This window comes from Thalassospira sp. Z349TD_5, from assembly GCF_056173045.1.
The window spans coordinates 2895023-2918984 of the sequence record NZ_CM149654.1; the positions used below are offsets into that span (position 1 = coordinate 2895023).

Here is a 23962-nt window from a genome sequence, read left to right on the forward strand (position 1 = left end):
GTCAGTGACAGCAAAGCAAGGCGCGTTGACGATCCAACGCGCCTTTGCCAATGCCTAGAACCCGGCTTCTTCGTTCCAGGTACGTCCATCGCGTTCAATCAACGCAATGGCGGCCGATGGCCCCCACGTACCCGACGTATAGCCCTTGGGCGTGATGTGATTGTTCTGCCAGGCATCCTGAATGGCATCAACCCACTGCCAGGCGATGTCCTGTTCATCACGGCGGACAAACAGGGTGTTATTGCCATCAATCGCATCGAGCAACAGACGCTCATAGGCATCCGGGCTACGCCCACCAAAGGCCTCGGCAAAGGACAGGTTCAAGGCCGTTGGACGCAGGCGTACAAGGCCCGGCCCCGGGTTCTTATTATTTAAAATAAGATGGATGCCGTCATCGGGCTGCAGACGCAAAACAAGACGGTTGGCCTGATAATTGGTCATGGATTTTGCCAGCGGGAAGATCTGATGGGGCACGTCGCGGAATTGTATGACAATTTCCGAATGGCGTTTTGGCAAGCGTTTGCCTGTCCGCAAATAGAACGGAACCCCGGACCAGCGCCAGTTGTTCAGCTCTGCGCGGATGGCAACGAAGGTTTCTGTCGTGCTGTCGACATTGGCACCTTCTTCTTCGAGGTAGCCCGGCACTTCTTTGCCGCCGACGGCCCCTTTGCGGTATTGGCCGCGCACGGTGGATGTGTCGATATTGCTGTCATTGATCGGCATCAGCGCCTTGAGCACTTTGACCTTTTCATCACGCACCGCGTCCTGATCAAGGACATAGGGTGGTTCCATCGCGACCAAGCACAGAAGCTGCAACATATGGTTTTGCACCATGTCGCGCATTGCACCGGCATCGTCATAATAGGACCAGCGGCCTTCGGCACCGACTTCTTCGCCGACCGTGATCTGCACGTGGTCAATATGCGCGCTGTTCCAAAGTGGTTCAAACATCGCATTGGCAAAGCGCAGAATCATAAGGTTCTGCACCGTTTCCTTGCCAAGGTAATGGTCGATACGGAAAATCTGGTTTTCGTCGAAGACTTCACCGATCTGGCCGTTGATTTCACGGCAACTGTCAAGGTCGTGGCCCAGCGGCTTTTCAAGCACAACGCGGGAATTTGGCGTGACCAGACCAACCTTCTTAAGGTTAAAGGCCATATCAGCAAACAGGGCCGGACTGGTCGAGAAATAATAGACCCGGTCGCGATCAGGCTGATCGGAAAGTTTTTCGTGAAGAACTTTAAACCCAGCTTCGTCGCCTGCTGAGACCTGAACATAGGAAATGCGCTTGGCGAACTTTTTCCAGATTTTCGCCTCAAACTCGCCTTCGGGGACGAATTTTTTACCGGCTTCTTCAAGTTTGGCCCGGAAATCTTCGTCGCTATGTTCGCTGCGCGATGCGCCAAAGATACGGGTGTCATCATCAAAACGCCCGGTCCGTTCCATTTCGTAAAGTGCGGGGAAAAGTTTGCGTAGTGCCAGATCTCCGGTCCCACCGAATATCACGATATCAGCAATACGATGTTTAAGCCTTTGTCTCATTCTGCCCTTAGCCTTCCAACGTTTCCTCCCCGTCGTCTAGGTGGGATCCCGGACTTTTGACAATCCGGGCAGACGATCGGGACACGGTAGTTACCGTGAAAACAGCACCGGATTGCCGGTTCTGTGCGTGTATTTACCAACCTGACACCATAGGGAAATTTTCCACTTAATGGCGCATGGCCGGTTTTGTATGAGTAATCAAACACAGCAAACTTCTGACACTCTGGTTGGCAGTGTCAGGCGTCGCCAGAATGTTTGACCACCTTATTTAGGCCAACAGCCATGCTGCGTCCTGATCAGCAAGGGTGCGATGTTCCGGTCTTTGAGCCCACTGTTACACGATCTATGAGGGCAAGACCACTGCGTTCAAGCCCCCGAAAGACGGCTTTACCGAAATCCGGTTTAACCGTAACAGTTTGTTGCAAAACAATCCGAACATTCGCCGAAACACACCCCATTTTAGGCCAGTCTGCATATCCTGCAACAATTTGATTTTATACAAATTGAATCGGTTTAAATCAGCCCCCTTTTGATCCATCAGGCGATCCCATAAAACCGACAACCGATTGATGATCCATCACACGATACCGCAACTATGCGGGTATTTCATCCGGGTTAAATGTACGTTTTGATGACACCTTGCGATCTTCTCCGCATGATCATGGATGGACATAGCAGGGCCGGAAATAGAGTGAGAACACCAGCAAGAACATCCTGCGTCTGATGTCTTTTATAAAGACTTGCGCAAACACGAGGTTTTCTGCGGGCCTTGTTCAACCCAACTCACTTGATCACCCTTGAATGTTCTCATTTCCCATTAAAAATGAGAACATTTGAGAACACTATTTTTTGATTATATTTCAAATACTTAAGTAGATTAATCCGCATTTGTTCCAATTTTGTTCTTGCAGGAACAAAATCAGAACGATATGGTCCTTGCAGACAGATTGAGGAGGACAAACCATGCTGAAACTGATCGAGAACCCAACCCGCTTGAACGAGCTTTGCAGCACTGTTGCTGTGGTTGGAAGTACAGGATTTTTTCTGTTCGTCATCGGGCTTGGCATGGCGCAAACCCTGCGCAGTCTGATCTGATAAAAAATCCCCATTGAAATTTACGAGGCCCGGACGATTGTCCACCAAGGGCACCTGACCGGCAGGCTACCCCGCACCCTGTCCCGCCTGCCGGTCAGACTTCCCCCATGCCCTTGCTCCCTTATGCATTCGTTCTTTTGGGCTTCGTTATCTCCGCACTTTAATCCGCACTGAACTATTATACTGGCGCTGCTGTTTTCCCTACGGCAGCGCCCTTTCTTTGTTTGGGCCCATGTCATCCCGAAAAATGTGCAGCCTCATTGACTTAAGGCAGGGTGTCGGGCGTTTTGCACAGCCGGGCGACGATTCTAAAACGTCTAACCTGCCCCGCCCCAAAAGCCATATCTCCCCATTTCCCTGCTAAAACTATTATTGCAACGCAACAGTTTACACTGCATTGCAATATTTTACTCGACATCGGCGTGAATTTTCTGTTGAATCAGAACGTAAAAGCACTATTTGGAATATCATCATACTTTATGGCTATTGTGTAAAACCTGTACTGCCGTAGGCTACATCGCGATTTTAAGGTTTTCTGACGTCTGGGGGTGAGCTGCTTTGGCGCTGCCCCGTTACCGCAAACGACAGATGCCATAGTACTTTGCCGCACGTGACTGCACGTCTTACAAAACGCCTGTGCGTGACAAAAAAACAGGACGAAAAGCCGTAACCAGGACGGTGACACCCGGGCCCTTGGGCCCCTGTCACCCGGGAGTGAGAATATATGCTGTACCACCTTTATGAATTGCAGCACGCCACGATAAGTCCGCTGCGTATGGCCGTCGATGCCAACAAAAAATGGCTGCGCAATCCGGCCAATCCGCTTTCCTATACCCAGCCGGGTCGGGCCGTAGCGGCAGCGTGCGACATGTTCACCCATATCACCCATCGTTACGGCAAACCGGAATTTGGTTTGGATACCACGACGATTGATGGTCAGACCGTGGCTGTCACCGAGGAAATCGTCCATAGCGAAGCTTTCTGTGATCTTTTGCATTTCAAACGCGAAACCGATCATTTGAAAACCCAGCCCGACGATCCGCGTTTGTTGATTGTCGCCCCGCTGTCAGGCCATTTTTCGACCTTGCTGCGTGGCACGGTCGAGGCATTGCTGCCTGATCATGATGTCTATATTACCGACTGGATTGATGCCCGCACGGTTGCGGTCCATCAGGGTCACTTTGATCTTGATACCTATATCGATTATCTTATGCGGTTTCTGCGCAAGCTTGGCCCGAACACCCATGTGATGGCGGTTTGTCAGCCATCGGTTCCGGTGATGGCCGCTGCATCCTTGATGGCGGCAGGAAACGAGACTTGTCAGCCAGCGTCAATGACGCTGATGGGCGGCCCGGTGGATACCCGCGAAAACCCGACCGAAGTGAACAAATTTGCCGAGCAGCATGATCTTGAATGGTTTGAACGCCATGTCATTTCACATGTGCCTCTACCCAATGCCGGTGTCATGCGCCGGGTCTATCCGGGCTTTATGCAGTTGGCAGGCTTCATGGCGATGAACTGGGACCGCCATGTTTCAGCCCACCATGACATGTTCATGCATCTGGTCGAAGGTGACGGCGAAAGTGCCGATGCCAAGCGGAACTTCTATCACGAATATCTTGCTGTCATGGACATGACAGCCGAGTTTTACCTCCAGACGCTTAAGGTCGTGTTCCATGAACATAACCTGCCCAACGGCACCATGCGCTGGCAGGGGGTTCCGGTTGATCCATCCGCGATTACCAAGACCGCACTTTTGACGGTCGAGGGCGAACGCGATGACATTACCGGCATGGGCCAAACCCGTGCGGCGCATAAACTGTGCACCAACCTGCCCGACAACATGCGCATGCATCACATGCAGCAGGGTGTCGGCCATTACGGTGTGTTTAACGGTCGTCGCTGGCGCGAACAGATCAGCCCGCGGATCAAGGAATTCATCCGTCTTCACGATCATGAGGGCAAAGGTGCACGCAGTGCCCCCAACGTCACCCATATCAACGCCGCTGAATAAATCCTTTAAGCGCGTTTAGAACCAATTGATAAAGCCGCCCGAACGCCTTACTGGCCGGGCGGCTTTTTCTGTTCTGGGCTTTTCTTAATCCCTGACTGGGCTTTTAAGCAACATAGCGTGGCTGAATACGGCCATTGACGATTTCACCGCCAAACGTCCCGTCGCCATAGCCATATTGTTCGACCGGATGCAGCGTATCGACAAGGTGTTGATAAACAGCCGCAGCAGATGCTTCCCATGCACTGATCGCACCGATCACCACCGGGTATGCCCCACCGTCAAGCAATCCAATCGCGGTATCAATGTCGGCATTGGTGACAGCATTTGTGTCATCGCGAAGGGTTAGATGAACGCCAATCACCTGATCATCCTTGATCGCCATGATCCCGATGCAGGATGTGAAGGCCGTAAACATGATCTCGTCGGCCTTGCCCCATTCACGTTCGGCAATGGCTTCGGTATCGGCGGCTTGGGTAAAGACATATGGCATTGGGATTTCCTTGATTTCAAATGAAACAAACACCCCGTTGAGACGCCATTCCACCTAGGATGTGAAAATTGCTGTTTTATTCTAAACGTGGTTCTAAACACTTCGTAAACGGGCACTTTCACGTTAAAACCAGAAGAACGATCCACACAAAACACCACGGAACAACGGAGAAATCGATGGCGCGTGTGTTAACGCTGTTTGCCCATCCTCGGCAGGACCGCTCAGAAATCAATTGGCCCATGTTCGAAGCAGCCCAAACTGTTGAGGGGGTAACCTGCGTTGATCTCTATGCGCGCTATCCGAGCTTCGAGATTAACATCGCCCGCGAACAGTCCAGCCTTTTGGACCATGACGTCATCATCTTGCAGCATCCGCTTTATTGGTATTCCGCCCCGGCCATCATTAAGGAATGGATGGACCTTGTGCTCGAATATGATTTTGCCTATGGCGCGGAGGGGACCGCACTCAGCGGAAAAGTGATGTTCAATGCCGTTTCGTGCGGAACAGCGCGCAGTGCCTATACGGTCAAAGGTGGACATACTGCCGAACTTCGGACCTTGTTGATGCCGTTCGAGCGCACAGCAGATCTATGCAACATGCGGTATCTGGCCCCCTATGCCACCTTCAGTGCCGGATCTTTGCGCGCCGAAAACCGTGTAAAGGAAACAGTGTCGCAGTGGCACAGTTTCCTGACGGCCTTGACACAGGATCGCATTGATCTTGATGCCGCGGCCAACGCATTAACCCTGACCGACCATCCCGACAGCTTTTTCATTGGGGAGAATGCATGATGGAAATTCTTTCGCATGCTTTTGTCTATCTGGTCGCAGCCGTTGTTGCCGTGCCGCTTGCCCAGCGCCTTGGTCTGGGGTCGGTGCTTGGCTATTTGATTGCCGGGGTGGTGATTGGTCCTATCCTTGGCATTGTTGGAAATGAAACCGCGGACCTTCAGCATTTTGCCGAATTTGGCGTTGTCATGATGCTGTTTCTTGTCGGGCTGGAACTGCGCCCGGCGATGCTGTGGTCGATGCGCGGCCAGTTGATCGGGCTTGGTGGATTGCAGGTTACGCTGACAACTGCCGTTATCGCGGCGGGCTGTATGGCGTTTGGCCTTTCGTGGCAATCGGGCATTGCCATCGGCATGGTGCTTGCCCTGTCATCGACTGCCATTGTGCTGCAATCGCTTAATGAAAAGGGCTGGCTTGGCACGGTTGGCGGCAAAAGCGCCTTCTCGGTTCTGCTGACACAGGATGTCGCGGTGATCCCGATGCTGGCGTTGCTGCCGTTGCTCGCTGTTGAAACACTGAGCCCATCGGGCGATGATCCCACCGCGCACGGCGCAATGTTGCTTGACCTTGTGCCTGATTGGGCGCAACCGCTTGTGATTATTGCAGCAATTGCCACGATCATCATTGGTGGGCGGTATCTTATTCGCCCGATGTTTCGCTTTATCGCCCATTCGCGCCTGCGGGAGGTTTTTACTGCTGCGGCCCTTCTGCTGGTGATTGGTATTGCGCTGTTTATGACGGCCATCGGGCTGAGCCCGGCACTGGGGACGTTTCTGGCCGGTGTGGTTTTGTCCGACAGCGAATACCGCCACGAACTTGAAAACGATATCGAACCGTTCAAGGGCTTGCTACTCGGCCTGTTTTTCCTGACGGTCGGGGCCGGGATTGATTTTGGTTTGTTGTTTGATCAACCGATCATGCTGATTGGTCTGGCGTTTGGTGTGATGATCATCAAGGCTGCTATCCTGTTTGCCATTGCCAGCATCTTTGGCCTGCGCGGTGCGGACCGATTGTTGTTTGCTGTCGGGTTGGCACAGGCTGGTGAATTTGCCTTTGTGTTGTTTGGCATGGCATCGGGCATGGGCGTTTTGCCGGTTGATCTGATCGGGAAGATGACGCTGGTCGTGGCGCTTACCATGATCCTGACCCCGGCGGCCTTTATCCTGTATGAGCGGGTTTTAGCCCCGCGCATGGTCAAAACCAACAGCCGGGAGGCCGATACCATTGAAACGCCGGGATCGGTTGTAATCGCGGGTCTTGGCCGGTTCGGGCAGATCGTCACCCGCCTTCTTGCCACCAATGGCCACGATGTGGTGGTGCTTGATCATGATCCCGAAGTGGTCGAAAACCTGAGCCGGGTCGGGTTTCGCGCCTATTACGGCGATGCCAGCCGGCCTGATCTTTTGCACACCACCGGCATTGAAGATGCCCGATTGTTTGTTGCCGCGATTGATAACCGCGACAAACTGACCGCCTTGGTCAAACATGTTGCCAAACACTATCCCAAGGTCCGGATTTTGGCGCGCGCACATGACCGACATCATGTCTATGAGCTTGAAAAGGCCGGGGCACATTGCGTGCAGCGCGAAACCTTTGACAGTGCGCTTAACCTTGGCCGTGATGCGTTGATTGAACTTGGCCTGCATCCGTTCCGGGCCGAACGTAAAAAACAGGCGTTCCGGGCACATGATTTTGAAACACTGGAAAAGCTGCGCGAACGCTGGAACGAACATGGGGTGGATAAGGGATATATCGACACCATGCGGTCCCAGAACGAGACCCTGTTTGAGCTTATGCGTGATGAACGCGATGAGAAAACCCACGGTGACCGGCATTGGACCCCGCCCCCCAGCGCCAATCCCGATCCGTAAATCAGATTGGGCAAAACCAATAGTGCACCGCCTGCGTAAGATTCCAAGCACCATCACCGCAGGAGCCTGACCATGACTGACGTGCCAGAACTTGACAGCTTCACCGCCCCATCAATTGCCGTGGTGATTGGTGCTACCGGCGGGATCGGGCAGGCTTTTATGGCGCAGCTTACGCAAAGCGACCGTTTTTCGCATGTTGTCGGTTTTTCGCGCACAACCGATCCGGCCCTTGATTTCACCAAGCCGGACGGCATTGCGGCGTGCGTTCAGCACCTTCGAGACCTTTCGGGGGATGTTCGGCTGATCATTGATGCCACGGGGTATCTGCATGATGACACCCATCAGCCGGAAAAATCACTGCGCCATATTGATGCCGACTATATGGCCAAGCAGTTTTTGATCAATGCGATTGGTCCGGCGTTGCTGATGAAGCATTTCTGCCCGCTTTTGCCCCGTGATGGCAAATCGGTGTTTGCCACCCTGTCGGCCAAGGTCGGCAGCATCAGTGATAACCGCATGGGTGGCTGGTACGGCTATCGCGCAGCCAAGGCCGCCCTTAATCAACTGGTGAAATGTAGCGCGATTGAAATCGGCCGCAGCAAGCATGACGCGGTCTGTGTTGCCCTGCATCCCGGCACGGTCGATACCGGGCTTTCCGGGCCGTTTGCCAAATCCGGACTAAAAGTACAGACACCGACTGAGGCGGCAACCAACATGTTGCGCGTGATTGACGGGCTGAGTGCCAAAAAGTCAGGTGGCTTTTATGCCTATGACGGCGAAAACCTGCCGTGGTGATCAAGCGTTAGTCGAAGATCTTCGCCAATTGGGCATGCTGTAGCAGGATCACAGTTTTGGCGTCCCGAATGCGACCATCAGCCACCATCGCAAGGGCGTCTTCAAACGGGGTTTCGAGAACGTGGATATCCTCGCCTTCGTCATGAAGGCCGCCGCCTTCACCGGTTCGATGTCCTTTGGTGACTTCGGCCATGAACAGATGCAGGCGTTCGGTTACCGAGCCCGGGCTCATAAAAAGGTCAAACAGCTTTTGCGGCTTGCCGATTTTATAGCCGGTTTCTTCCTGTACTTCGGCAATCACCGCAGCCGCCGGATCACGGTCATCAAGCAAGCCTGCCGGAACTTCGATCAACATGCCGTCTTGAGTGCCATTTACAAAAGTCGGCAGACGAAATTGCCGGGTCAGGATCACGGTGCGATCCGCACGGTTATACAGTAAAATTCCCGCCCCATTGCCCCGGTCATAGGCTTCGCGTTGCTGTCGTTGCCATTCACCATTCTGGCGGCGCAGATCAAACGTCACGCGATAAAGATGATACCAGTTATCCGACAGACATTCGATGTCCTCGACCCGGATCGCGTCATGGGTGGGCAACTGCCATCCCTTGGGAACGTCAACCATCGCGACAGTCTCCTAGCGGTTTAAAAACGCCGATAACGTCAAAAGAACCGCATCAGGTTTTTCAGCATGGACCCAGTGGCCTGCGCCTTTGATGCTGGTAAAGGCCGCCTTGGGAAACAGCGATTTGGTGTGATCGCGGTCCTTGGGATCGACATAATGCGAATTGGCCCCGGAAATGAACAAGACATCCCCGTCATATTGATCAGCAAGATCGCTTTGCGGCCAGCCGGTAATGTCGGATAAATGATCGGCCATGGCATCAATATTGACCTGCCACGCCATTTTGCCGGTGTCCTTGTCGGTCGTGACACTTTGGGCCAGGAACTGACGCACGCCTTTTTCGGAAATCCCCGATGATAATGCGTCTTCGACCTTGGCCCGGCGTGACACGGTATCAAAATCAACGCCACGCATGGCGGTAATATAGTCGGTATAATCATGGTCATAGACCACAGGGGCGATATCCACGACGACAAGATCGGACACCAACCCGGCATCTTTGGCATTTTGCGATAACGCCAAAACCATGGAGGCCTTACCGCCCATCGAATGGCCAACCAGATGCACCGGTGTGTCAGACACATCCTTGATCAGTGCGGCCAGATCGTCGGCCATGGCGGGGTATGTCATGTCCATATCCCAGCCCGACCGTCCGTGATTGCGCAAATCGGCCGTCACCACATGGTATTTTTCCGCCAGACGCCGGGCAATTGCCGTCCAGTTGCGCGCCTGCCCAAACAGACCATGGACAATTACAATGGTTCCATTGTCGCGGTTTTCTTCGCCAAAGGCGTAATGGGCAAGCTGCATGGGCTGATGTCTCCGGGCTATGCGTGATCTGCCTCATTCATAACCGCAAGGTTCGCCAAGGTGAAGCCCACATACGAAAACACCCCCGCATGGGAGGAATGCGGGGGTGTTTTTCAAGGCACCGGATGAACCGGCACCGGAATTCTATGTCGCGCTTGAATTAAGCGCCGGCAGCAACGCCACCATGCGGTTTACGGTTTGCACCGAACAGCGCGCCGATCTTGCGTACAAGGGCGACAAACATCTGCTGCATCGCTTGTGCACGCAGACGTTCTGCTTCGCGTTCGATAGCAACCAGGTCATAATCACGATAGGCTTTCATGGCCGTATCCTTTCAAAAGCATCACGCGCTATTCGCGCTTGGGTTTCGCGTTTCATTTCGTTGAACCCGATGTACGCCTGTTTGTTGATCCCTACGAGAAGAGTTTTCTCAGCTCACCCATGCATTTCACGCATATCATGAAACATTATCGACACATTTTCATCATGCGCCTGACGCATGATTGTCTCATGACAAATAACATGCTCGATTTGCTGCACTTTTTCCAAACCATCCGATGAAGACTGCGGAACAAACTTGTAAAAGTTCCAGATTACCCCGGCCTTCAAAGGTCTCATGGCCTGTAAGCGCAGAAGAAAACGACAGGGATAGTGCTTTGCGGCATACGGTTTTTTGGCAACAGGTGCTAAAAACCGACCAGATATTCTACTGGAGTCCTTCTGCACAATTTTGCATGGCTTGGTTCGGGCATAAAAAACGGCAATAGCATCCTCTGCTATTGCCGTTTTGCGATCTTTAAAACCGATCCTGCTGGTCAACCCGACCGATATTGGGAAATTCCATTCTCAACCGATGGCGTAGTTGAGATATTTGGGCTCCAGATATTCTTCGAGTCCCCAATGTCCACCCTCGCGGCCCTGTCCACTTTCCTTAACGCCGCCAAACGGCGCGCCTTCGTGGCTGGTGGTGCCATCATTGATCCCGACGACGCCCGCTTCGAGGCGATCAGCAATTCGTTGAATACGTCCGACGTCCCGGCTGTAGACATATGACGACAGTCCGGTACGCACCCGGTTTGAAAGTGAGATTGCCTCATCCTCGGTCTCAAACCGGTAAATGGGCGCAACCGGCGCAAACAGTTCCTCGTCAAAGCAATCGGCATCAAACGGCACGTCTGTCATCACCAAGGGCCGGGTGAAGTGACCATCCGCAGGAAGCTCTGCCCCGTAATGCAGGGTCGCGCCAGCCTTTTGGGCATTTTGGACCAGCCGTTCGACCTTTGCCACCGCCTGACGGTTGATCAACGGGCCAAGCTCCATCCCCGGGATAAAGCCATTGCCGATGGTCTGGGCATTGCTTGCGGCAATGAACTTTTCAACAAAGGCATCATAAACGCCGTCCTGAACAAAGATGCGATTGGCACAGACACAGGTTTGACCGCTGTTGCGGAATTTCGAAATCATTGCCCCGGCGACCGCGACATCAATGTCGGCATCATCCATCACGATGAACGGCGCATTGCCGCCAAGTTCGAGCGACAGCTTTTTCATGGTGGGTGCACATTGCGCCATCAGGCGTTTGCCGACCTCGGTCGAGCCAGTAAAGGATAACATGCGCACCCGTTCATCGCCGGTCAGGGCCTCGCCAATCGGTTGGGGCAATCCGGTGACAACGTTAAAGACCCCAGGCGGGAAGCCTGCCTGATGGGCAAGTTTGGCCGCGGCCAGTGCTGAAAGCGGGGTATCTTCGGCCGGTTTGACAACGACGGTACATCCCGCAGCAAGTGCCGGGGCACATTTGCGCACCACCATGGTCAGCGGGAAGTTCCAAGGCGTGATGGCGGCAACGACCCCCACCGCGTGTTTTTGAACCACAACCCGACGATCCCGTTGGGTGGCGGGCATGGTTTGGCCGTAGGCGCGCTTGGCTTCTTCGCTGTACCATTCGGCATAGGCGATGGCACCAACGACTTCGCGCCTTGCCTGATCATAGGGTTTGCCCTGTTCCAGCGTAATCAGGGATGCCAGTTCTTCCTGATGGGTTTCGAGCAGGTCGCGCCAGCGGCGCAAGATCACCGCCCGCTCCTTTGCCAGCCGGGTTGACCATGCCGGAAACGCCTCAGACGCCGCATCAATTGCCCGGCGCGCCTCGGATGTGCGCATGAACGGAACACCGCCAATCACATCGCCCTTGGCCGGATCAATCACATCAAGCTTTTCACGGCTGTCTGCTTCGCGCCATTCGCCATTGATATAGGCGCGCGTCAAATCCCAATCACGAATGACAGAACGTGCGCGTGCGCGGCCTTCGCGAATGGCGGTTTCATTGGCATTTGACGGGGTACCATTGGCAGATTTGGGGGCGACAGAAGACATTCGGGGCAGTTCCTTTGAACGCACGCGTTGAAAAAAGTCGTCGATTTCACGCGCTTGTGATTCCAGTTTTTGGGGCACAACTGGGACACTAAGCCGACCGGCAGTCCAGAAGCAACAAGATGCTTGCTTTATAGATAACAATAGAAGGCCTGTCTGGTGATCAGAGAGACATGCAAAACCAACGTAGAGAGAACCCCATGAAGCACCTTGTTACTGCAGGCCTGCTCGGCGCGATGATCGCGGCAGGGTCCGTTATGCCGATGGCAGCCAACGCTGACGAGATGATGGATAACGAAACCGTTGAAACCCGGCAAATGCTGATGGATGGCATTGGCGGCGCGATGGGCACACTTGGCTGCTATTTAAAGGGACAGTGCGACCTTCCCGATCCGGTCGTACGCAACCTTGCAAATGGTATCGCCTTTGCCGCCACGGCAGCACCAAATGCGTTTGAGCCCAAAACCATGGATGCATCGGTCAAAACCACGGCAGATGAAAAAATCTGGTCTGACTGGGATGGCTTTGCCAACCGCTTCCCCGAGCTTAAGAAAGCTGCATTGGCAATGGCATCTGTTGCCGGTGACAAAGCGGCCATGGGGGCAGCCATGGGTGACCTTGGCAAAAACTGCAAAGGCTGCCACGACGAATATCGTACGAAATAAGAAAAGTTAGGCTCCCCCTCCTCTGGGCGAGCGCCCCGGTCAGTAATTTCATCTCCCTCTGCTGTCCCCCAACAGCATCAAGGAAATTCTGACCGGGGATTTTTAGCCCCAAAAGGCCGATAAAGATGATGATGTGCGCTTCATCAGATTAGGTCTAGCCACGCGCGAGCGTGATCCCCACCCAAACAAGCACTCCACACAGTCCCAAAAGGCCAATCCCCAAAACCGGTGAGGCAAATCTGATCTGCGCAAAGGTGCTGGCCAGTTCTGCTGGAACTTTCCGCACGCCCGTCACCATGGCAACGATCAGGTTTTCGCGTTTGACCACCAGATAGAACAGGGCGGCGAAAACATGCAGGCCAACGGCAACATAAATCAGATTGATATTAGTGTGGTGGATCCAGTTCATGGTGCCAGCCACATCAGAACTGACATAGGCCACAAGCGGCCCGTCAAAGAACAGGAAGGTATCCTCGCTGGCAAAAAGCCCGCTGACAGCCTGAATACCGACCAGCAGCAACAAAACCACCACCATCCAGCCCCCGGCCGGATTGTGTCCGGCATAGGTTAGTTCCGCGACAGAGCCTTTGGGCACCTTCGATGCATAACCCAGAACCCGCTTTGGTCCGGTCAAGAAAGATGAAAACCGTGCATTCGAGCTGCCGACAAATCCCCAGATGATCCGAAACAGCACCAACGCAAGAATGGTGTATCCGGCAATCGCATGAAGATCGATCATCACCTGTTGGTTGGTCCACCATGACGTTACGATGGCAACAACAAGTGCCCAATGGAACAACCGCACCGGAAAGTCCCAAATCTTGACCTTTTTCTCAGCTGGCGTTTCGCCAGACTTGTCATCGGTTATCGGCTCAACCATACGACCCTCTTTCATATACCGGCATTGAATGCATCGCGCGTGGACACTGTAATCATAATGCCGCGTTCCACCTTGATGAACAGTTCAAATCGAGGATTTGCCTTCAAAAACATTAAAAAATTCGACCTAAAGTCATTCTTCAATTGAAAATCATTATCACAAGCAGTATCAATTGGATGGAAGCATAGGGATCGAAGCACATATTTGGCCGTGTAATTGTTTTATTGTGCACGTCATATGTGTCTTTGCGGTCCCCGGGGCTTTGCCCTTGGCTCACCTTTCAGGGATAGATGGGAACTCCGATGAAAATCGCTAAAATTCTGGGGACGGCCGTACTGGTTTCGACCCTTGGTGCGCAGGCTTATGCCGCACCGGCCGCAAAAGACGTTTTGACCACCTATGCCGACATTGCACATGCCGGTTACGAAGACTCGGTCATCACCGCACAGAAACTGCAAACCGCCGTTAACACACTGATTGCCGATCCGTCCGCAACCAGTTTTGATGCTGCAAAATCGGCCTGGTTGGCAGCACGCGCCCCTTACCAGCAGACCGAAGTATATCGTTTTGGCAATGCCATCGTTGATGACTGGGAAGGCAAGGTTAACGCGTGGCCGCTTGACGAAGGTCTGATCGACTATGTCGAAACCGACCTTTACGGCGAAGAAAGCGAAGAAAACCCGGCCTATGCCGCCAATGTCATCGCCAATCCGAGCCTGTCGATTTCCGGCGAGACGATTGATGCATCGATCATTGATACCGGCCTGATCGAAAGCCTGCATGAGATTGACGACGTCGAAAGCAACGTTGCAACCGGCTATCACGCGATTGAATTCCTGCTTTGGGGTCAGGACCTTCATGGTACCGACGCCGGAAATGGGGATCGTGCATGGACCGATTATGCCAAGGGTGACACCTGCACCAATGGTAATTGCGACCGTCGTGGTGCGTACCTTAAAGCCGCAACCGATCTGATGGTATCCGATCTTGAATGGATGACCGCACAGTGGATTGATGACGGCGATGCACGCGCAACCGTTCTTGAAGGCGACGGCGTTCCGGGCCTGACCGCAATGGTCACCGGCATGGGATCGCTTTCGTACGGTGAGTTGGGCGGCGAGCGCACCAAGCTTGGTCTGTTGCTCCATGATCCGGAAGAAGAGCATGATTGCTTCTCTGACAACACCCATAACAGCCACTATTACGACGCGCTGGGCATCCAGAACGTTTACCTTGGCCGTTACACCCGCGTTGACGGATCCGTTGTCGAAGGTGCATCACTTTCCGATCTGGTCGCAGCCAATGACGCGGCACTTGATACCGAACTGCGCGGCAAGCTCGCAAGCTCGGTTCTGGCCGGTAAAGCCATGGTCACCCGTGCAGAAGGCGGTGAAGCATTTGATCAGCTGATCGCAATGGGCAATGATGATGGCAATGCTGTTGTTCAGACCTTTGTTGATGCATTGGTCGATCAGACCAAATCAATCGAACAGATCATTGCGGCAGTTGGCATTGATGGCATCGAGTTCGAAGGTTCCGACAGCCTCGACAATCCGACGGCTGTCAACTAAGCCTGATGTCCTGATACCTGCCTTTTACGGCACCAAGCGGCGGGGGAATGGTTTCTCCCGCCGCTTTGCTTTGTATAAGAACAAGAATTAGAACAGATATATGAAACGTCCCGTTTTAAACCATGCCCTTGCAATACTTCTTGGTCTTGCCTGCGGTGCAGCCAGCATCATCCCCCGTGACGCATTGGCGCAGCAAACCGGCGATGATGCCTATCCGGGTGGTGCGACCACATGGCTCAAACCCGATGGGCGCAATGCCTTTACCCATTATTCGGCCAATATGGCCTTTGAAAAGCGGCTTGATTTCAAGCTTGGCGAAGCCCTTTTTCAAAGGCTTTGGGTCACCGCACCGACCCGAACCAAGGCAGCAGACGGTCTTGGCCCACTGTTTAACTCGCGCGCCTGTAACGGATGTCATATCCGTAATGGTCGGGGTCATCCGGTGGATGAAGATGATCCAGGTTCGGGGGCAACATCGATGTTGCTGCGCCTGTCTATCCCGCCCCAAAATACCGATCAGTTGCGCGACCATTTGAATGGCAAGACCGCCACCATTCCCGATCCGGTTTACGGCGGGCAGTTTCAGGATTTCTCCGTCCCCGGCATCCCGGCCGAAGGACGGGTTACGGTTACCTATGAAACTGTGTCGGTTGCCCTTGAGGGTGGTCAGACTGTCGCTTTGCGAAAGCCAATCTATGGCATGACCAACTTGCCCTATGGCCCACTGCATGCCGATATCATGGTATCGCCGCGCCTTGCGCCGCCAATGATTGGATTGGGGCTGCTTGAAGCCATTTCTGATGACACCTTGCTTGCCAGCGCCGACCCACAGGATGCCGACAATGATGGTATTTCAGGTCGGGTGAATTACGTTTGGGATCTTGCCAAGGATGACCTGGCAATTGGGCGGTTTGGCTGGAAGGCCGGCATGCCGACCCTTGATCAGCAAAACCAGAATGCGTTTCAGTTTGATATCGGGCTTTCGACCCCGCTTTATCCCAATGGATCGGGCGATTGTACCGAGGCACAAACACTTTGCCGCAATGCGCCAAATGGCAACAGCCCGGAATTTGAAAACCTTGAAGCACATAGTCAGATCACGGATCTTGTGCTGTATTATGCGCGCAACATTGCCCCGCCCGTGCGGATAAATGCCGGTGATTCGGACGTAATTGCCGGAAAAGACATCTTTAACGCCATTGGGTGTGCCGCGTGCCACACGCCACGCTATGAATTGCCCGAACGCGCTGATTTACCGGAACAATCCGGGCAGGTAATCTGGCCGTATAGTGACCTGTTGCTCCATGATATGGGGGATGGATTGGCTGACCATCGACCAGAATCACAGGCATCGGGCCGCGAATGGCGCACCCCGCCACTTTGGGGAATTGGCCGCGCAAAGGAAATTGATGATCGTGCGCAGTTCCTCCATGATGGGCGGGCAACAACCATTCTTGAAGCGGTGCTATGGCATGGGGGCGAAGCCACGCCTGCGCGCGACGCGGTCACAAAATTGCCACCATCTGATCGCAGCAAACTGCTGGCGTTTTTAAACTCACTTTGAGCTAATATGAGGCGGTGTAAGCCTGTCCTCGCCTTGTAAATCACGCGAATATTCGGAAAAGACACATGTCCTTAAAATTCTGCTGGCGCACCACAAGCTTGCTGACGACGGCGACCGCCTTGATCATCAGTACCGCCGCCCCAAAGGCATATGCCGACATTCCCGATGAAGACTATCGACCGATCCTCGAACACCTCCTGGGCACGGTGATGCCGCCCAAGCTTGATGCCCTAAACAGCGCAACCTCGGATTTGGCCGATGGCCTCACGGATTTTTGTTCTGATCCGGATGTGGACGGGCTTTCGGATGTCCGGGGTGACTTTCACGCTGCCATGGACATCTGGCAGGAAATTCAGCCGTGGCGCATGGGGCCGCTGGTCGCCAATGGCCGGGATCAGCACATCGAATACTGGCCGGACAAACATGGCACGGCAACGCGTCAGTTCCGCAAATTGATGTTTAACAAGCCCGTCGCCTTTACCGATCCGGTCAAACTTTCCGAAGCCAGCGCTGCGTTACAGGGCTTTCCTGCCCTTGAAGAGGTTTTGTTTGATGACGCGCATAGCAACGCATTGACCTCCGCCAGCGAAGACGGCGTTTTCCTGTGCCAGTATGGATCGGCAATTGCCACCAATCTTGTCACCATCACCGGTGAATTACGCGATGAATGGCCCACCTTTGCCGAGGCCATGAGTACGGCTGGCGCCGACAGCATGGACTACCCGACAGCAAAATTTGCTGCCACCGATCTTTATCGTGCCCTGCACGAAGGGCTTTTGATCATCTCGACCCAGAAACTTGGCCGTCCGCTTGGTGACGGGGACAAAGACGCCAAAGCCAGCCGGGGTGAGAGCGAAACATCCAAGCGGTCGCTTCGCAACATCCACCATAACCTGATCGGACTTCTTGCCATTTATGATGGAAAGTGGGGGGATGCCGGACAAGAAGGAAAAGGTTTGGCCGCATTAATTGACAGCAGCCTTCTGGATCGATCTTTCCGCCTGAATTGGCAAACTGTGCAAGACGCGCTTGCCGACCTGCCGCCGTCACTTTCGGAACTTCTTGATCAGCCAGATGGCTATCAGAAACTGGTCGACCTTCAGGGCCAGATCGATTTCCTGACGACCCTTGTTGAAAACGATGTTGGCGGCAACACCAATCTTGGCGGCGGATTTAACGCCCTTGATGGTGATTGACGCCCCGTTGGACTTAATACATCTGGCGAACAGGGCATTCTTGGATTGGAGACACTGACATGAGACATCAACGGCGCGAGTTCTTAAAGCTCATGGGGGTTGGCGGGGCCTTTACCCTGTTGCCGCTTGATCTGGCGCGTGCAGCGACACCCGCAGCACAAGACCGGGCGACGTATATTTCGGCCAGTGCCGGGGATCATGATGACTATTACGTCAGCGCGTTTAATGCTGCGGGCAAGATCCTGTTTGAACAGCCCCTCCCCGGCCGTGGTCATGACCTTGGCCTGCGCCCCAACCATGTTGATGTGGCCGCGGTTGAGCGCCGCCCGGGGCTTTATGCACTGATCCTTGACCGTCATACCGGGAATGTGCGGGCCAAACTGCATTGCCCGGAAGACCGCCGGTTTTATGGCCATTCAATCTATTCCAACGACGGCCGGTTTCTGTATGTCAGTGAAAACGATTTTGCGCATCAGCGCGGTGTGATTTCTGTTTGGGATGCCAATGATGGCTATCGCCGGGTCGCAGAATTTGACAGCTACGGCATGGGACCGCATGAGCTGCATCTGATGCCCGGTGGTGATCAAATTGCGGTTGCCAATGGCGGGTTACACACCCATCCCGATCACGATGGCCGCACGCCGCTTAACATTGCCACCATGGAACCGAACCTGTCGGTGATTGATCGCAAAACCGGCGCGCTTGTCCATCAGGCGTCGCTAAAACAGGATTGGCACCAGCTTTCCATTCGTCACATTGATGTTGCAACGAACGGCACGATTGCAGTTGGCTTCCAGTATCATGGCGGGCTGACCGACGAGGTTCCACTTGTCGGCACGTACAATCCAGGAAAAGAAATCCGGGCAATAGAAGCCCCCGATACGGTTCAGGTGCGCATGCGCCAATATTGCGGGTCAGTCCGGTTTGATGCATCCGGTCAGGTGTTTGGCATTTCCTGCCCACGCGGTGGGATCGTGACGTTCTGGGATGCAAAAACATCTGACTTCCTGACCCATATTGCCGCGCCAGATGGCTGTGGCCTGTCGGCAACCGATCGTGCGGGCGAGTTCGTCAACACCAGCGGCCTTGGCAATGGTTGGCGGATGGATGCGATTCGCCGCAAACGGGTTGAACTGCCTGACGATTCGCACAAAAGCCTGCGCTGGGACAATCATTTGCAGCGTGTTGCGATTTGATGTCGCCATATCTCGGCATAAGACAACATCATAAAAGCCGCACAAAACATAAGGTTTTCCATCGTTTTTCAGGCTGCACGGCCCGGAAAACCTTATGTTTACCCGACTGCTTTTGTCGGGATATTTACATCATCGAATACTCAACTAAAACTTTTATGCAATTGATAACGATTTTCACTTGCGCCGTGGTTTTTCCTCACCTATAACAGGTCTCGACACAGCCCGCGAATGCAACCCATTCGCATTTTGTCCCCAAAATGGCTTGTCTCTCACCTACGGGTCCTCTCTCCCCGTAGGTCTCTCAAGGTGGTAAGCGGTGGTTATCGATGCGGGAAACGATAACCGCCGCTTCTTCTTTTAGGGACAGAACAAAACTTCCTGATTATTTAGACCCACGTAGCGCCATCAACAGCCGAAGGCTATTGATCGTCACCAGCACAGTCGCCCCCGTATCGGCCAGAACCGCCAGCCACAGGCCCGTCAGGCCGGTAATGGATGTCAGCAAGAAGACTGCTTTAAGACCCAAGGCAATCGTGATGTTTTCACGAATGACACGCCGTGCGGCACGTGACAGTTTCACCAGATTAACCACATCGCCAAGACGATCACGCACCGCCACCGCATCGGCGGCTTCAAGCGCGATGTCCGTCCCGCCACCAATAGCAATCCCCACATCGGCCGATTTCAGGGCGGGGGCATCATTGATGCCATCGCCCACCATCGCCACCGGACCGGATCGTTTCGGGTCATCACGCAAGTCGGCCAGAACATTCAGCTTATCCTCTGGCAGCAACTCCGCACGGTAGTCGATGCCAAGATCTGCGGCCATGCGTTTGGCAACGCGGGCGGCATCCCCGGTTAACATCACCGGGGTAATGTTAAGGCTGTTAAGTTCGGCCAAGGCGGATTTGGCGTCGCTGCGCGCCGTATCACGCAGCGCCAATGCGCCAATAATCTGATTTTCTTTTAGAACAATAACGGCGGTACTGCCGTCTTCTTCCTGATCCGACAGCCATTTGGCGGTTTCCTCATCCGGGGTCACATCCAAACGTTTGGCCGCACCAACCCGATACAGCGCGCCATCAATCCGGCCTTCGACCCCGGCACCTGCGATGGTGCGGGCGTCTTCAATCACCGGCAGATCAAGATTACGGCTTTTGGCGGCGGCAACCACGGCACGGGCCAAGGGGTGGGATGTGACCGTTTCAAGGCCGGCGGCAATCGTCAGAACGCCGTTTTCGCCGTACCCGTTGGCAGTCTTGATCGCAGCCAGTTTCGGTTTGCCTTCAGTCAGCGTGCCAGTTTTATCAAACGCCATGGTGCGCACGGCACCAATCAGCTCAAGCGCAGCACCACCTTTAACCAGCAGACCAATTTTGGTGGCACGTGCCAGTGCGGAAGTCACCGCCGCCGGGGTTGAAATCACCAGCGCACAGGGGCAGCCGATTAAAAGCAACGCCAACCCACGATAAATCCATTCTTCCCACGCTTGCCCGAACAAGACCGGCGGAATAATGACCGTTAATGCCGCCATCGCCATAATGATCGGGGTGTAGATGCGGGCGAATTTAGCCACGAACCGTTCAACAGGTGCCTTGTGCTTTTCGCTTTGTTCGACCAGCTCAATCACCCGGTCCAGCATCGTCTGGCCCGCGGCACGGGTGACACGAATTTGCACCGGACGGTCAGTAACAATCGCCCCGGCAAAGACCTCGGCACCGACATAGCTATAGACCGGAACAGACTCGCCCGTCAGGTGGCTGTTATCAATCTCGGCCGCACCGTTATCAACAACACCATCGGCCGGGACACGCTCGCCCGGTCGCACTTCGACAACATCCTCAAGGGCAAGGTCGCCCGGTGTGATGTCTTCAAAGCCACCTTGCACGACACGGCGCGCCTGTTCGGGTGTCAGCTTCATCAGGGATTTCACTCCCTTGCGCGCCTGCCCGGCAGCAACACCTTCAAGCCGTTCACCAATGGCAAACAGCACGACCACCATCCCGGCCTCAAGGCTTTCACCAATGGCAACCGCACCGAGGACTGCGACTGACATCAAAAGTTCAATCGAGAAAATCGCACCGCTTTGTGCCAGACGGAAGGCCTTTTTCATCACTGGGACAGCCGCAAGCACAGAGGCTACCGATATGGCATAGGGTGCAGTTACCGGGATCACGGCACCAATAAGCCCACCGATCACAAGGCAAAGCACCGCAAAGGCAATTTCATCATTTTCCGAGGACCACGGGATCAGGCGGCGCATTAGGCTTTGACCCGTTGCATCGTCATGCGCATCTGCATTTGTCGGAGCATCTGTGCTCGATTTATCCGCGCAGCAACCTTTGGTCGCCGAAGCCTTATCGCCCTTGGTCGATTTTTCCTGTGCCGGGTAACCAAGCTTATTCAAGGTCTGGGTCACCGTGTTGCGCGTTTCAGGCGTTCCGTCATCAAGACCAAGTGTGACGGTTTCACGCATCATCGAAACATCGACGCAGGTAACACCGGCGGTTTTACCCAAGGCAGTTTCGATCTTTGACACACAGGATCCGCAATCCATGCCCGATACCTGCCAGTGATAATGCGATACGTGCTTGGCATGGGTGCTGAGAACATCGTTGGCAACCGCCGACGCATCGGCATCAAGGGGATGCTGTGACGTTACGCCCTGCCCATCGCTTTCAAATTTTTGATTGGGCAAGGCCGTACGCAAGGCATCAACAAGTGCCGTTTGGCACTGTGCGCAGTTTCCAATCGCCGGAACATCTTCCCATTTCGCGATGAAAGACATCACTTACCTCACAAAGATCAAAATTTCATTCATATGTTATATTCAAACTATGCTTCATGTATTGATCTGTCAATAACATTCAAACAGGCATTTGAATATTCTCATCTGACACATCAAACCGTGCCATCCACCGAACGGGTGACAGGCAAAACAATCCAAAAATCAAACCAGAAATATGTGTCGCAGATCAGTCGTGGGTCACGTGCGCAAAAACATCGCGCACCACGCGCGAGATATGCTCATCATCGATCTGATAGAAAATATGCCGACCACGGCGCTCGGATGCGAGAACCCGTTGATCGCGCAAATGGCGCAAATGATGGCTGCACAGCGATTGCGACATATTGGTTGCGTCGGCCAGTTCGCCAACGGTCTGGGGCTTTTCAATGCAGCGCAGAACAAGCTGCAAACGCCCAGCATCACCCAACAACGAAAAGATTTTCGCCGCCGCTTCAATATGGGGCAAGGATAAATCCGTTCCCATGGCCCGCGATGCATCGCGCGTGACAGCCGCCCCTTGCTCGGTACTCAGGCCAAGACGGGCCGCAGTATCGCATTCATCACAATTTACATCCGCGCCATCTTTTGTGGTCGCAGACGTAGGTGCAGCATCGGATTTACGGGGTGCGGCTTTGCTTTCTGACATACCCCCTATTTTCCACGTCCATCCCCCGGTGGCAAGGGGAACGATACAGCAAGACAAAAAATTGCGGCCCAAGAATAGCCGATTTGAAATACCTGTTTTCCACGGTAGCACGCCATTCAACGAGTATTTCTTGGCATTTATAAATTGGTCTCCCAAAAATCCTGATTGACTCTTTTCAATAATTTATTCATGTTTTACATTAATTAAATCGTGATATTCTGAAATCGCCCTATCAGGAGCCCCACCTATGCCAACCCCGTCAACGTCCAACACGTTTAAACGTGTCCGCATGGTCAGCACACTCCTGCACTGGGCCTGTGCTGTAGCAATTCTTTTTCAGATTTGCGTCGTTCCACTTATCTGGTACGCGCCGGGCTGGGCCGAGGTCAGCACCAGTCAGATGACGGTTAGCCTTGCCGAACTTCACGCCCTGTCGGGCTGGCAGAAATATGTCACGATGACAGTGATGATGATCCCGTCGCTGGTGATGGCCTATGGGCTTTATCGTCTGCGCAAAATGTTTGTCGCCTTTGCCCATGACGTCATATTCGCCCCTGAACCGATCCTGCATTTAAAGGCGTTTGGAATCGCGCTTTTGGCGCAAACCCTGATCAAACCCATGACGGGGGCACTCACATCGGTTCTTGCCACTTTCCTCCGCCCGGAAGGCGAACGCGTTTTATCCATCGGGCTTAGCAATGCCGAGGCCAACACACTTTTCCTTGGCGGGCTGATCATCGTCATTGCGTGGGTCTTGGGCGAAGCGGTTCGCATTGATGCCGAAAACCGGAGTTTTGCCTGATGGCCATCATTGTCCGGCTGGATGTGATGCTGGCAACACGCAAAATGAAGTCCAAGGACCTTGCGGCAAAAATCGGCATTAGCGAACAGAACCTGTCGCTTTTGAAATCGGGGAAAGTGCGCGGTGTGCGGTTTGAAACGCTGGCCGCCATATGCAAAGAACTTGAGTGCCAGCCCGGTGATCTTCTTGAATTTGAGAAACCCTGACAAACACCAAGCACCTTCAAGCACTGAAGACGAGTGCGGCATCCCTCA

22 protein-coding genes are annotated in these 23962 nt (G+C 53.9%); 12 read left to right on the forward strand and 10 right to left on the reverse strand.

Features of this window, described 5'->3' with window-relative positions; genetic code table 11:
- Window positions 1-54: 54 nt before the first annotated feature.
- The gene (gene zwf, locus AC0VXT_RS13440) at window positions 55-1542 is read right to left on the reverse strand and encodes a glucose-6-phosphate dehydrogenase (protein ID WP_475545821.1); all 1488 of its coding nucleotides are present in this window, start codon (window positions 1540-1542) and stop codon (window positions 55-57) included.
- A gap of 963 nt (window positions 1543-2505) precedes the next feature.
- Between zwf and AC0VXT_RS13445 the strand changes: the two genes are divergently transcribed.
- Together AC0VXT_RS13445 and AC0VXT_RS13450 are read left to right on the forward strand one after the other, a co-directional pair.
- Window positions 2506-2637 (forward strand): hypothetical protein, encoded by a 132-nt coding sequence (locus AC0VXT_RS13445; RefSeq protein WP_022733176.1) that lies wholly within the window; start codon window positions 2506-2508, stop codon window positions 2635-2637.
- Window positions 2638-3361: 724 nt separating this feature from the next.
- Entirely contained in the window at window positions 3362-4651 is a 1290-nt protein-coding gene (locus tag AC0VXT_RS13450; protein WP_475545822.1) for a polyhydroxyalkanoate depolymerase, read from the forward strand.
- A gap of 103 nt (window positions 4652-4754) precedes the next feature.
- Here AC0VXT_RS13450 and AC0VXT_RS13455 read toward each other — a convergent pair whose 3' ends face one another.
- On the reverse strand, window positions 4755-5141 hold the full coding sequence (locus tag AC0VXT_RS13455; RefSeq protein ID WP_475545823.1) for a hypothetical protein: 387 nt from the start codon (window positions 5139-5141) through the stop codon (window positions 4755-4757).
- A gap of 176 nt (window positions 5142-5317) precedes the next feature.
- On the opposite strand from AC0VXT_RS13455, the gene AC0VXT_RS13460 reads away from it, so the two are divergent.
- From AC0VXT_RS13460 to AC0VXT_RS13470, 3 genes are all read left to right on the forward strand, one after another.
- Entirely contained in the window at window positions 5318-5932 is a 615-nt protein-coding gene (locus AC0VXT_RS13460; RefSeq protein WP_101304293.1) for an NAD(P)H-dependent oxidoreductase, read from the forward strand.
- The gene (locus tag AC0VXT_RS13465; RefSeq protein WP_475545824.1) at window positions 5929-7800 is read left to right on the forward strand and encodes a monovalent cation:proton antiporter-2 (CPA2) family protein; all 1872 of its coding nucleotides are present in this window, start codon (window positions 5929-5931) and stop codon (window positions 7798-7800) included. Before AC0VXT_RS13460 ends, AC0VXT_RS13465 begins: the two co-directional genes overlap by 4 nt.
- A 72-nt stretch (window positions 7801-7872) precedes the next feature.
- The gene (locus AC0VXT_RS13470) at window positions 7873-8595 is read left to right on the forward strand and encodes an SDR family NAD(P)-dependent oxidoreductase (protein ID WP_475545825.1); all 723 of its coding nucleotides are present in this window, start codon (window positions 7873-7875) and stop codon (window positions 8593-8595) included.
- A 7-nt stretch (window positions 8596-8602) separates the two neighbouring features.
- On the opposite strand, the gene AC0VXT_RS13475 is transcribed toward AC0VXT_RS13470, so the two are convergent.
- The 5 genes from AC0VXT_RS13475 to AC0VXT_RS13495 all read right to left on the reverse strand — a co-directional run bounded on the left by AC0VXT_RS13475 (window position 8603) and on the right by AC0VXT_RS13495 (window position 12403).
- Window positions 8603-9217: an NUDIX domain-containing protein gene (locus AC0VXT_RS13475; RefSeq protein ID WP_475545826.1), complete on the reverse strand. Its 615-nt coding sequence runs from the start codon at window positions 9215-9217 to the stop codon at window positions 8603-8605.
- Window positions 9218-9229: 12 nt separating this feature from the next.
- Complete coding sequence (locus AC0VXT_RS13480) at window positions 9230-10027, reverse strand: alpha/beta fold hydrolase (protein WP_475545827.1); 798 nt, start codon at window positions 10025-10027, stop codon at window positions 9230-9232.
- A gap of 160 nt (window positions 10028-10187) precedes the next feature.
- Window positions 10188-10349 (reverse strand): RSP_7527 family protein, encoded by a 162-nt coding sequence (locus tag AC0VXT_RS13485; RefSeq protein ID WP_022733184.1) that lies wholly within the window; start codon window positions 10347-10349, stop codon window positions 10188-10190.
- Between the two features lie 113 nt (window positions 10350-10462).
- Window positions 10463-10846, reverse strand: coding sequence for a hypothetical protein (locus AC0VXT_RS13490; protein WP_475545828.1), 384 nt, complete (start codon window positions 10844-10846; stop codon window positions 10463-10465).
- Window positions 10847-10873: 27 nt separating this feature from the next.
- The gene (locus AC0VXT_RS13495) at window positions 10874-12403 is read right to left on the reverse strand and encodes an NAD-dependent succinate-semialdehyde dehydrogenase (RefSeq protein WP_475545829.1); all 1530 of its coding nucleotides are present in this window, start codon (window positions 12401-12403) and stop codon (window positions 10874-10876) included.
- A gap of 197 nt (window positions 12404-12600) precedes the next feature.
- Between AC0VXT_RS13495 and AC0VXT_RS13500 the strand changes: the two genes are divergently transcribed.
- The gene (locus AC0VXT_RS13500; RefSeq protein ID WP_101304279.1) at window positions 12601-13065 is read left to right on the forward strand and encodes a c-type cytochrome; all 465 of its coding nucleotides are present in this window, start codon (window positions 12601-12603) and stop codon (window positions 13063-13065) included.
- A gap of 154 nt (window positions 13066-13219) precedes the next feature.
- Here the strand turns inward: AC0VXT_RS13500 and AC0VXT_RS13505 are convergent, their stop codons facing one another.
- Entirely contained in the window at window positions 13220-13945 is a 726-nt protein-coding gene (locus AC0VXT_RS13505) for a cytochrome b/b6 domain-containing protein (protein ID WP_475545830.1), read from the reverse strand.
- A 302-nt stretch (window positions 13946-14247) separates the two neighbouring features.
- On the opposite strand from AC0VXT_RS13505, the gene AC0VXT_RS13510 reads away from it, so the two are divergent.
- From AC0VXT_RS13510 to AC0VXT_RS13525, 4 genes are all read left to right on the forward strand, one after another.
- Window positions 14248-15516, forward strand: coding sequence for an imelysin family protein (locus AC0VXT_RS13510; RefSeq protein ID WP_475545831.1), 1269 nt, complete (start codon window positions 14248-14250; stop codon window positions 15514-15516).
- Window positions 15517-15616: 100 nt separating this feature from the next.
- Window positions 15617-17080 (forward strand): di-heme oxidoreductase family protein, encoded by a 1464-nt coding sequence (locus tag AC0VXT_RS13515; RefSeq protein ID WP_475545832.1) that lies wholly within the window; start codon window positions 15617-15619, stop codon window positions 17078-17080.
- A gap of 65 nt (window positions 17081-17145) precedes the next feature.
- A complete protein-coding gene (locus AC0VXT_RS13520; RefSeq protein ID WP_475545833.1) occupies window positions 17146-18276 on the forward strand; it encodes an imelysin family protein in 1131 nt (376 codons plus the stop codon).
- Between the two features lie 59 nt (window positions 18277-18335).
- On the forward strand, window positions 18336-19472 hold the full coding sequence (locus AC0VXT_RS13525; protein WP_475545834.1) for a DUF1513 domain-containing protein: 1137 nt from the start codon (window positions 18336-18338) through the stop codon (window positions 19470-19472).
- A 382-nt stretch (window positions 19473-19854) separates the two neighbouring features.
- On the opposite strand, the gene AC0VXT_RS13530 is transcribed toward AC0VXT_RS13525, so the two are convergent.
- Both AC0VXT_RS13530 and AC0VXT_RS13535 read right to left on the reverse strand, forming a co-directional pair.
- Window positions 19855-22260 carry a heavy metal translocating P-type ATPase gene (locus AC0VXT_RS13530; RefSeq protein WP_475545835.1) on the reverse strand — a complete coding sequence of 802 codons (2406 nt, stop codon included), beginning with the start codon at window positions 22258-22260 and terminating at the stop codon, window positions 19855-19857.
- 187 nt (window positions 22261-22447) lie between these two features.
- Entirely contained in the window at window positions 22448-22906 is a 459-nt protein-coding gene (locus tag AC0VXT_RS13535; protein WP_101304253.1) for an ArsR/SmtB family transcription factor, read from the reverse strand.
- A 247-nt stretch (window positions 22907-23153) separates the two neighbouring features.
- Between AC0VXT_RS13535 and AC0VXT_RS13540 the strand changes: the two genes are divergently transcribed.
- Both AC0VXT_RS13540 and AC0VXT_RS13545 read left to right on the forward strand, forming a co-directional pair.
- Window positions 23154-23708 (forward strand): DUF2975 domain-containing protein, encoded by a 555-nt coding sequence (locus AC0VXT_RS13540; RefSeq protein WP_475545836.1) that lies wholly within the window; start codon window positions 23154-23156, stop codon window positions 23706-23708.
- Window positions 23708-23914: a helix-turn-helix domain-containing protein gene (locus AC0VXT_RS13545; RefSeq protein ID WP_475545837.1), complete on the forward strand. Its 207-nt coding sequence runs from the start codon at window positions 23708-23710 to the stop codon at window positions 23912-23914. The genes AC0VXT_RS13540 and AC0VXT_RS13545 overlap by 1 nt, the downstream gene beginning before the upstream one ends.
- Window positions 23915-23962 lie beyond the last annotated feature (48 nt).